The following is a 10,547-nucleotide window of genomic DNA, read 5'->3' as shown; positions in this document are numbered from 1 at the left end:
CATGATGGTAAAACTGGCGGTTATTCCACGCCACCTACACCAGTCCCAGACTCTCGGGGTATTTGGGGATTGCCTAACCCTGCACCTGAATCGTTACCCCCCGTACCAGGAACGCCGATCCCGGAGGAGCTGGGGCCAAATATTGAAACATTTCCTATCGAAGACCGGGATTTCAATGACTTTATCATTATTGACCCGATGGGGGTTGTATTGGCGATTTATGTGTATTTTCAAAAAGCCCCTGTGGAAGAGTATGAGGTTGACTATTATGAAAATTTTAAAGGGCGTTCAAGGCAGGGATTATATGAAGTAGATCATATTCCATCTAAGGCGGCAGTTCGTATACACTTAAAAAAATTGTATCCTGATGAATCCAGAGAAATTATCGAAAAAATGGTTGATAAGGCCGCAGCGGTTGTGATTCCGAAAGCCGTACACAAAAAATACAGTAAGACCTACGGTGGGCGGAATAATCAGAATGTTGAGATGGAAAATGGTGAGGTATTAACACAAAAGGATCTGGACGCCAGTAGCTTAGAAGGTGCCGTCAATGCCAACTGGGATACTAATGCGAAGTGTCTTAAGAGTGAATATGGCATGAGTGATGAAAAAAGCGAATCGATCAGAGCCAGACTATATGAGCTAAACCGACAAACGGGTTATATTAAATGAATATTGACGTTGAAGAATTGATAAAACAGTTAGGTAAGCCGTACCTGGAGATTTTTGAAAAAAGATTTAATTCCCTATAAAACTAAACCATACCGTGCCATTGATGATGATGAAGCTATATTAGAAATGAAACGTGAAGGACTATTTTTGGTCTTTGATAATAAACCTGATATGGAGTTTAAAGAAATATCGCTAAGATTAGAGGATGAAGGGAAAACCGACTGGCTTTTTCCTAATCCGATGCCATTTGGTCTGGAGCCTGTGATGACGCAGCAGTGGGTGCGGGCACGATTCGGGCTACCGATGATTTATGTTGACGTGAAAGTGGTTATGACTCTCTATAGGGGGGTAAAGGAATTTTATCCATTATTATCTCCTGACCAAGATATAGTTGCTTCATTTAGTTATAATAAAGAACTCTTTGTAGAGAGTGTGACTTTTTATCCACTGGTTCGAGCAAAGGAGATTCAGGTTGCGCTGGAGAAAAAACGGCTTGGTGGCAAATGAACATTGACGTCGAAAAACTTGTGAGGTAATTAGGCAAACCTTGGCAGGATATTTATGAACAAGGTTTAATTTCCTATAAAACAAAACCAAGTAGTACTGTTAGTGATGATATTTATACCCGATAAATTAATGGATCAGTATTTAGCGTTGGTTGACCAGCAACAGACACATGACCCAATGATTGATGATGGACAGACCAGAATAGTTTAATTAAGATATATGATATTAAATAAAAAATACTGCACCGCACTATTAGTAACAATAACATTTTGTAATGGCTGCGATAACAGCAACAGTGCTGAAAGCCAGCAACACACGCATGCGCTGGATAATATGGTACCCATTGCAGGCGGTGAGTTTTTAATGGGGGACTTCGGTCCGCTGATTGGGGAAAAACTGCCCTTCAGCATGAACCAGGATGATAAATATCTGCATATGGTCAAGCTGAGTGACTTTATGATCGGCAAATATAAGGTTACCTATAATGATTATATAAAAATCACCCATAGCAAAAAGCTAACCTATACATTTGGTGGTAAGTTACTGGCGGATGATGTGTCCCTCAGCGTTCCCTGGCAGATGGCCAAAGACTACTGCCTGTGGCTGGGTAAAATGTAGGATATGCCACCAGTAACGGAAAAATAGAGCTCGGATTTAATGTTTCGTCCTTTGATTGCACGGTGTGACAGCAGCAAGTTCTATCTTGTTCCGGCATTAGATTCAGGAACATATTATCAGGCCGAGAAACTCCAGTCTCAATATACCAAGCTGTTTCCACCAAACGCTAATCCGCACCAGGATTCGTTTATTAACCCCATGCATCACTTGATGGGTGATAAATATATCCCATTCTTAAATAATCAGTTGCTTGAATTATGCGATCCAGACAGGGAAATGCAGAGAAAAAGAAAGAGAGAAAGGTTTATTAACCGTATTGAACCTTACAAAGGTCCGGTAACTGTCTGTGAGGATGAAAGACAGAGGAATTTGCTTTTTAGCAAAATTCAAGAAGAAATGTCAGGCACATTATTAATATCACAGTCTGCGGAGGGCGGGAATAATGCGTTATTGCGATTTAAGAAATTCGCTGATGAAGATGAAGAACTTTAAGCTTCTCTTGTCTCCTTTGCTATTCTTAGTTCTTTCTGGATGTGACGGCAGTTTCATTTTCTCCGATGTCAGAAAAGTCACCATAGCAATGGATACGCCGGACCTTCTTGAGAAACCGTGGTTCTCCGTGACCTACCGTTCACATAAATGCCAGCGTACCCGGCGTGATGGTGATTTTAAAAAACACTATGAAGATAATTCCAGTGTCACTACCTATGAGCCGGAGCGGGAAAAGAACAGTAATATTTATAGTGTCACGGTGCCGGTGGAAAAGGGCTGGTACTGTGACTGGAAACTGAGTAATGTTGAATTTAAGCTGAAGTATAAAAAAGGGAATAAATTTTATGATGGAAAACAGGATTCGGCCTTTAAAAGAATAATATTCCGATTTGATGATCATCAGCCTGGTGCAACGAATGGATTATCTGACAGTAGGTATGGTAGAAGGGAAGTAATTAATGAAGATATTTACCCATTTAAGATTGAACATCATATCGTTGGGGGTTTTAATGAATTAAGGTTTACTGGTCGAAGTTTTTTTTATACATACAATTTTGAACGTGATGTTGAATATATTATTTTTAAGCCAACTATACATTTTAATGAAGTGGTTACCTGGATAGATCCTTTAACATGGGGGCATGGCGAACAGGTAAAACTGCTTTATCCGGATGGTTCAGTCGATTTTGGTGAAACTGAACCTGATTTTGAACGACTGCAGAAGATCAGGCGCGAGCGCCAACAAACAAGTAATTAATGCAATATTCAAGCATGAGAAATTTTACCAGAATAAGTTAATGACTGTATCTTATCTTCTGAAGCAAACGTAACCATTATAATTCACCTCAGGGTAACCGGGGAATATGTCATTTATGAAAAATCTACGTACTTATATAAAAATAAAACACAATAAATTTCTATTTCTCCCCGTATTTTGTCTACTGCTGTCCGGATGCGACGATAATTTATTCATCCGATGTCAGAAAGGTCACTATAGCAATGGATACGCCGGACCTTCTTGAGAAACCGTGGTTCTCCGTGACCTACCGCTCACATAAATGCCAGCGCACCCGGCGTGATGGTGATTTTAAAAAACACTATGATGATGATTCCAGTGTCACTACCTATGAGCCGGAGCGGGAAAAGAACAGTAATATTTATAGCGTCACGGTGCCGGTGGAAAGGGCTGGTACTGTGACTGGAAACTGAGTAATGTTGAATTTAAACTGAAGTATAAAAAAGGCAGTAAAATTCTTGAGGGAATTGATGACACGATCTTTGAAAGAATCACGTTTGTGTTTGATGAACATTATCCCCGGGCTACAAATGGACGATCTCAACCTCAGCCAGGGAGGAATAAAATAATTAACGAGGAATTTTACCCTCGAAAAAGGAAAACCATTTAGTCGGAAATCTGGTGAAATTTTCATTTACAGGACGGAAAAATTTCTATGCATACAGGCTTGATAGCGATATTGAACGTGTCATTTTCAGGCCGGTTATACATTTTAATGAAGTGGTTAATTGGATAGATCCTTTAACCTGGGGACATGGTGAACAGATAAAACTTGTTTATCCGGATGGTTCGGTCGAGCTTGGTGAAGCTGAACCTGATTTCGAACGGCTGCAGAAAATCAGTAGTGAACGCAAGGCATCGGCAAACTAACACTCAGTAGAGATAGATTTAGATTTGCCAAAAAATTTAATAATTAATTTAGCCAAGGATTATGCCAAACATTGCTAGTCCTTCAATGTTTAGAGTAGTTCCAACATACAATCATTATATTAAACGATTGGTGTGATTATTAAACGAACATTTTATTAGGAGGTTAATTATGTCAAAAGGTTTTGTTTTGCTAGGCGATAAAACAACTCATGGTGGAAGTGTAATATCTGCATCTTCCACGATGTTTATTCAGGGAAAAACGGTGGCACTTCTGGGGGACATGGTCAGTTGCCCGATACCATTCCATGGTATTAATCCAATTATTGAAGGTTCGCCAGAATGGTTTTCTGATGGTAAACCGATAGTTGTCGATGGATGCCATAGTCTGTGTGGATGTCAGGTTATTTCAAGTGCGCCGGAAGCATCAATAGGATGAAATCATGGGCTGGGAACGCCATAGAATTATCACGCCCGTAGCTCCTGAATCTCTTTCTCTCTGGCGATGGACACTGGTCGGAATATTATCAGCAATAGTAAGTATCTTACTTTTTGTATTGCATGCAACAGATCATCTGCTTTTTATTAATGATGTCAATATCTGGCTGGTTTCACTTTTTCCAGTATTCCTGTGGTTAATAATTGCTAGTATTAGAGGGTATTTATATGGGCGGGCACTTGAATATTATGAATTTTTGCAAAAAGAAATATTAATTTCTCAGCGGGAATGGCAGTCTTGGGGGCAGCGCTCTATTGTCGTGATGAATAGCTGCGTATTGTTACCAGAGACAATTACCGTTTCGTTTATTGCAGATAATTCCACAAATATTGAGAATAAATGTGGTTTAGCTCATCGTATTGACTATTTACCTGGCGTCAAAAATCAAGACAATGCAGTGACTGTTTTGCTTAACAGTATTGCTGAATCACTTGCTATATTACCGACAGCTATTCCTTTGCATGTAACACTTATCACCGATGGTTCAACGGAAGAATGGCATTTACTGCAAAATAACTTTCATAGCATCTGGCAGACAAGTTTCCCTGGCAGGCCACAACCTTCCTCTGTACAGGTAGAAACGGAGTTTCCTTTCTATCAACTGGATACGATCCTGAAAAATGCTGAAGTCAGAAGCGATCTTTTTCTGATTTTGCAATTTAATGGGCATCAGAAATATTCTGATGGAATGGCTGTTTTTCTTTTAGCCAGTGATGATGTTGCGCGCAATTACGGTTTTGAAGGCAAATGTCGCTTATTGCGCCCAATGCCCTTGGATAAATCGTGTTTGCCGCAAGAATTAACCACTTTTTTTACTACACAGGTAAGTGCGAAAAAAACTAGGGCGATTGTGTCTGATTACCAGTCAATTGCTTCGTTGAGTACGCAACTTTACCCAATTGCTCATGACAATGGTATTTATTGGCAGGTTGAAAGCACTATCGTTCTTGAACGATTTATGGGGATCCCCGGTCCATTTTCCGGTTGGCTATGTGCTGGTGTGACCGCTGATATGTCAAAGCATCACTCAGCATCATATTTGATCGTTTCTGTTCAGGAACAACAGCCATATATCTGTACCGTTTTACCCTGGAGTGATAATGAATACGACAAGCCATCTGTGGAGTAGGGGAAGTCAGGCTGTTTTGTTTTTGGTAATCCTGGCGGGATTATCATGGCTGGCGAATCGCTTTGGTGAGTATCTGGGCGCAGATTCATCTACGAAGAAATTTCTCTTAGTTGTAGCAACGGTAATTTTAATTATTTTGATTCGCCTGTATCCGCACATCAAGATTTATGCAAGGGAGCACCTGTTTCGCGCAAAAGAGGAAAACGACGGAGTTTATCCTGAAAATGAATCCCGAATAGAGGAAACACTCTCTGGGAATATACGGGGGGGGGAAATTCGTGATGTACTTAAAGATAACTACGGTCGCCGCTGGCGCGCCAAAACGCGTATCCTGCTGGTGATGGGGGATGCCCCTCAGGTTGATCAACTGGTACCTGAACTCACCTCCCAGCGCTGGGTTGAAGGGGATGGCGTGGTGTTAATCTGGGGAGGCAAGCTCACTGCAACGCCAGATGTCTCGCTGTTTGATACGATACGCAAACTGCATCGGCGCCCGCTGGATGGGGTTGTATGGGTAACCCATACTTTTCAGCAACATGATGCCTTGCTTCAATCAGCCCCTGTTGTGCCCTTAACTTCACAGCAAATGGATGAGGCCGCCCGCCATCTTCTGGCGGTTTTTACCACGCTTCGCTGGCGAGTGCCGTTATACCTCTGGTCGCTGCATGGCACTCAATTTGTACCGGATAACGTAACCTTACACTCTGCGACGTGTATGTTCCCTTCAAAATGCACCACGGCTTTATGTCGTTCGCAGTTGACCTCGTTGGCAATGCACATGGCGGAGCAGGGCACGCAGCAGGTTACGCGAAATATCCGCGATAACTTTTTACTGAAAATGGCTAATTTGCTGATGCCTAATGCAGAAGCCATCAGCGACTCGTTGACCACTTTTTTCAGCCCGCATCGGCCCCTGCCGCTGGCGGCGGTAATCTTGAGCCAGTATGCGGAAAGTACCCCATCGCGCGTTGCGCATGCCTGGACGCGTGATGAGCGTTGGCGCGCGTTGCTTGATTCACTCCCTGCGTTACCTGCGGAGCTAAAGGCACAACGCACAGGCCGTTCAGGGATTCGAGTGCTGGCAGTCGGTACAGCCGGTTTGATGCTGCTATGGGGCGCGGGAATGGCGGTTTCTTTCCTGGCTAATCGCAATATGATCACCGAAAGCCAGGACCAGGCGAGACTGGCCGGCGGTCCGGATAAACCGCTCGCCGAGCGTCTTACGGCGCTATCCGCTCTTCAGCAAACGCCGGGCATGCTTCGCTGGCGTCAGCAGAATGGCGTGCCGTGGTATTACCGCTTTGGCTTGAGCCAAAATGATGCTCTGCTGGATGCCCTATGGCCGCGTTATACGCGTATTGCTATTCCACTACTGCGTGATGAAGCCGCACAACATCTCACTCAGGAATTGACGGCGTTAACGAGACTGGCACCGGATAGCCCGCAGTTTGCAGCTCGGGCAAAGATCGCCTACAACCAGTTGAAAATGTATCTGATGCTCTCCCGGCCCGAACAGATGGAGGCGTCATTTTTTAGTCAGGCGCTGATGCAAGACTGGCCAGAGCGCGCAGGCATTTCGCGCGCATCATGGCAAGGCGTTGGGCCGGGGCTCTGGCAATTCTGGGGAGAAAACCTTCAGGCGCATCCTGAATGGAAAATAGCGGCCGATAAAAATCTTATTAGCCAGGTGCGAACGCTGTTAATTCGTCAGATGGGGATCCGCAATGGCGAAGCCGCCCTGTATCAGAAAATCATTGAACAGGTGACTCCGCATTACACCGATCTTCGTCTGGAGGACATGACCGGCGATACTCGGGCAGACCAGGTATTTTATACCCGGAGTTCGGTTGCTGGCGTGTATACCCGCCAAGCCTGGGAAGAGGAGGTTTTGCCCGCCATAGAAAAAATCGTAAGCAACCGCCGTGAAGAGATGGATCAGGTGCTGGGGGATGAAACGCACTCTGCAAGCGACCCTCTCTCTCCACAGGCGTTAAAGGCGCGTCTTAGCGAGCGTTACTTTATGGATTTTGCCGACAACTGGCTGGATTTTCTCAACAGTATTCGCTGGAAGCGCACCCAAACGCTGAGTGATGCCATCGATCAACTCACGTTGATTGCAGATATCCGTCAGTCTCCTCTGGTTGCGTTAATGAATACGCTCGCCGTTCAGGGACGTACAGGGTTAACCGGGGAAGCGTTGTCGGACTCACTGGTGAAGTCGGCAAAGGATCTGTTTAACACCAAAGAGAATCAGACCATTGACCAGCATGCACGGGAAGAAGGTCCTATGGCGAGTACCTTCTCGCCAATCCTGGCATTGATGGATGAGCAATCGGCTGGGCAGGATATCAGCCATCTGAGTCTGCAAACCTACCTGACCCGGGTAACGCAGGTCAGGCTGAAACTCCAGCAGATTACTAACGCTGCCGATCCGCAGGGAATGAGTCAGGCCCTGGCGCAGACGGTATTTCAGGGCAAAACCGTTGATCTCACTACCACGCGTGACTATGGAAATCTGGTGGCTGCCAGTCTGGGGCAAGCATGGAGTGGATTTGGTCAAACAATGTTTGTTCAGCCGCTGGAGCAGTCATGGCAGCAGGTGTTGCAGCCAACCGCGGCGGGTCTGAATGCGCAATGGAAGGCGCTGATTGTGAATGACTGGAACAGCGCATTCGGTGGACGTTATCCGTTCCGTGATGTCGGCAGCGAGGCTTCCCTGCCGCTGCTGGCGCAATATCTGCGAAGCGATAATGGCCGAATTCAGCATTTTCTCGAAAGTCATTTAAGCGGTGTGCTGCATAAACAGGGAAGTCACTGGGTTGCCGACACGGTGAATGCTCAGGGACTGGTATTTAATCCTGCGTTCCTCGAGGCGATGGACCAGCTCAGTCAAATTGCGGATGTCGCTTTTATTCGTGGAGAAGCCGGGATTCGTTTTGAACTGCGTCCTGGAACAGCACGGGATGTGATGCAGACAGACCTCGTGCTGGATGGCCAGAAACTCACCTACGTTAATCAGATGCCTACGTGGAAAAACGTTGTCTGGCCTGCCGATACGCAAGCGTCAGGAGCAACCCTAAGCTGGGTGAGCACGAATACGGGAACCCGAATCTACTCAGATAACCCCGGTACCTGGGGCTGGATAAGACTGCTTGAGAAAGCGGAGATAACTGATAATGCTGGCGTGAGCAGCGGTTTTAACCTGCGCTGGACTGCGCAAGATGGATTGCCGCTGAACTATACCCTGCGCACGGAAGCGGGTGAAGGTCCCCTTGCATTACTCAAACTCCGCGATTTTGAACTACCCGAAGCAATTTTTATTGTTAGCAGCAAGCTTTCCTCAGAGGAAGAAGAATGAGCGCTCTGAATCGTCTACTGGCCGCCAGTGCGGATTCGACAGATGAACAACAGCAACTGATGGAACAGGCACAAACGCAGATTGCGCTATGGCAAAACTGGTTATTGCCAATTTCAGCAGCCAACCCGGGTGGTGACGATCCTGGCTATGACGATGATTTTCAGCGCATGCGGGAAGAGGTGAATAAACTTTCTGGCGCACAAACGGATCTCATCATTGAGCTTGCGGAAAAACTCCTGATCAACACCTGTAAGGATGTCCGTGTTGTCACTTATTACACATGGGCGCGTTTGCACCAAGATGGTGAGTCCGGCCTGGCGGATGGTCTGATTTTGCTGGCTGGCCTGATGCAGCAATATGGCGATACTCTTCATCCCTTAAAAGCGAATAGTCATAAAGCCGCCCTCGAATGGTTAGCAGGCGGGCGGATGCTGGATAGTCTGGCGCGATTCCCGGAAGTTTCACGACCTGACGCGCAACGGATCGCCGGTGCGCTGATGTTGCTGGACCAGCAATTTAATCAGCGAGAGGAGAGCATTCGCCCAGGGCTTGGAGCGCTGTATAGCGCGCTGGAGAACCGTCTGGCCCAATCCGGCGGTGCTCAGGCATTGGTTCCACAAAATATCAGCACCCAAACCGCTCGGTACAGCGCAGATACTCCCGTCCTCAAAAGTATTGCCTCGGGCCGAGAGTTGCTGGAGCAGGCACGGGTGTTGGCCAAATATCTGGCCGATCAGCCAGATGGCTGGCTGGCGGCGCATCATTTGATGAAAAGCGTGCGGCTCGATACGGTCAGCCAGCTTCCTCCGCCAGATGGCGCCGGACGTACACGTCTGGAACCGCCCAAGAGTGATTACCGTGCGCAGCTTAAACGTCTTTATTTGCAGCAAAGCTGGACTGAATTGATTGAGTTAACTGACTGCTTATTTGTTGAGGGAGTGAATCATTTTTGGCTTGATGTGCAGTGGTACCTTCATCAGGCATTAATGAGGGCTGGATCGCCATGGGATAAAAATGCCGGGATTATCATCAGCGATCTGAAAATGTTGCTGCATCGGATGCCGGGTCTGGAAACGCTGGCATTTAACGACGGAATGCCCTTTGCCGATGACGTCACGCGTGAGTGGATCGCCCGTGAGGTGCTGCAGGAAAGTGACTGGCAAACGGAAAAAGTCACTGCGGCTACCGCAGGGGCGGACGACGATATCCTGCTACTTGAAAGCGAGGCCTTGACGCTGGCGGATAGCGAAGGCGTTGAAGCCGCGCTCGCCTGGCTTCAGGCTCGCCCCGGCGTGATTTCACGTCGACAACGCTGGTTACGCCAACTGTTGATGGCTCGCCTGACGGAACAATGTGGGCGCAACGATCTCGCGCTGCATTTGCTTGGCGAGTTGAATGCGACAGCACACTCTCTCACCCTCAAACAATGGGAGCCTGAACTGCTGTTTGAAGTAAAAGCGCGACGGCTGAAACTTCTGCGTTTGAAAGCCAATCGCAGTGAAAGTGACAAAGCGCGTCTGATGCCAGAGATGGACTTACTGTTGTCCGGACTGGTAGCCATTGATCCTGCCAGAGCTGCCGTCTTGTGTGGCTAAAACAAAATAAGCGA

11 protein-coding genes are annotated in these 10,547 nt (G+C 46.4%); all 11 read left to right on the top strand.

The features are described from left to right. Nucleotides 1–672: S-type pyocin domain-containing protein (locus OGV52_RS16985; RefSeq protein ID WP_287108832.1), on the top strand; the 672-nt coding region annotated here is incomplete at its 5' end. A 117-nt stretch (nucleotides 673–789) separates the two neighbouring features. Next, entirely contained in the window at nucleotides 790–1,179 is a 390-nt protein-coding gene (locus OGV52_RS16980) for a DUF6392 family protein (protein ID WP_502873808.1), read from the top strand. 219 nt (nucleotides 1,180–1,398) lie between these two features. Further along, nucleotides 1,399–1,797 carry an SUMF1/EgtB/PvdO family nonheme iron enzyme gene (locus OGV52_RS16970; protein ID WP_200052159.1) on the top strand — a complete coding sequence of 133 codons (399 nt, stop codon included), beginning with the start codon at nucleotides 1,399–1,401 and terminating at the stop codon, nucleotides 1,795–1,797. 39 nt (nucleotides 1,798–1,836) lie between these two features. Further along, the gene (locus tag OGV52_RS16965) at nucleotides 1,837–2,289 is read left to right on the top strand and encodes a hypothetical protein (protein ID WP_200108145.1); all 453 of its coding nucleotides are present in this window, start codon (nucleotides 1,837–1,839) and stop codon (nucleotides 2,287–2,289) included. Further along, a complete protein-coding gene (locus tag OGV52_RS16960) occupies nucleotides 2,270–3,046 on the top strand; it encodes a hypothetical protein (protein WP_287108830.1) in 777 nt (258 codons plus the stop codon). Before OGV52_RS16965 ends, OGV52_RS16960 begins: the two co-directional genes overlap by 20 nt. A gap of 242 nt (nucleotides 3,047–3,288) precedes the next feature. Continuing rightward, on the top strand, nucleotides 3,289–3,498 hold the full coding sequence (locus OGV52_RS16955) for a hypothetical protein (protein WP_200052162.1): 210 nt from the start codon (nucleotides 3,289–3,291) through the stop codon (nucleotides 3,496–3,498). 208 nt (nucleotides 3,499–3,706) lie between these two features. Next, entirely contained in the window at nucleotides 3,707–3,955 is a 249-nt protein-coding gene (locus OGV52_RS16950; protein WP_200052163.1) for a hypothetical protein, read from the top strand. 169 nt (nucleotides 3,956–4,124) lie between these two features. Beyond that, on the top strand, nucleotides 4,125–4,391 hold the full coding sequence (locus OGV52_RS16945) for a PAAR domain-containing protein (RefSeq protein WP_200052164.1): 267 nt from the start codon (nucleotides 4,125–4,127) through the stop codon (nucleotides 4,389–4,391). A gap of 4 nt (nucleotides 4,392–4,395) precedes the next feature. Further along, a complete protein-coding gene (locus OGV52_RS16940; protein WP_200052165.1) occupies nucleotides 4,396–5,580 on the top strand; it encodes a KPHS_23130 family T6SS system protein in 1,185 nt (394 codons plus the stop codon). Then, complete coding sequence (locus OGV52_RS16935) at nucleotides 5,552–8,938, top strand: ImcF-related family protein (RefSeq protein WP_287108829.1); 3,387 nt, start codon at nucleotides 5,552–5,554, stop codon at nucleotides 8,936–8,938. The genes OGV52_RS16940 and OGV52_RS16935 overlap by 29 nt, the downstream gene beginning before the upstream one ends. Beyond that, the gene (tssA, locus tag OGV52_RS16930; protein WP_287108828.1) at nucleotides 8,935–10,533 is read left to right on the top strand and encodes a type VI secretion system protein TssA; all 1,599 of its coding nucleotides are present in this window, start codon (nucleotides 8,935–8,937) and stop codon (nucleotides 10,531–10,533) included. Before OGV52_RS16935 ends, tssA begins: the two co-directional genes overlap by 4 nt. Nucleotides 10,534–10,547 lie beyond the last annotated feature (14 nt).

This window comes from Citrobacter sp. Cb041, from assembly GCF_030336655.1.
Taxonomy (GTDB): Bacteria; Pseudomonadota; Gammaproteobacteria; order Enterobacterales; family Enterobacteriaceae; genus Citrobacter; species Citrobacter braakii.
This window is presented reverse-complemented; position numbering and strand designations above follow the sequence as displayed.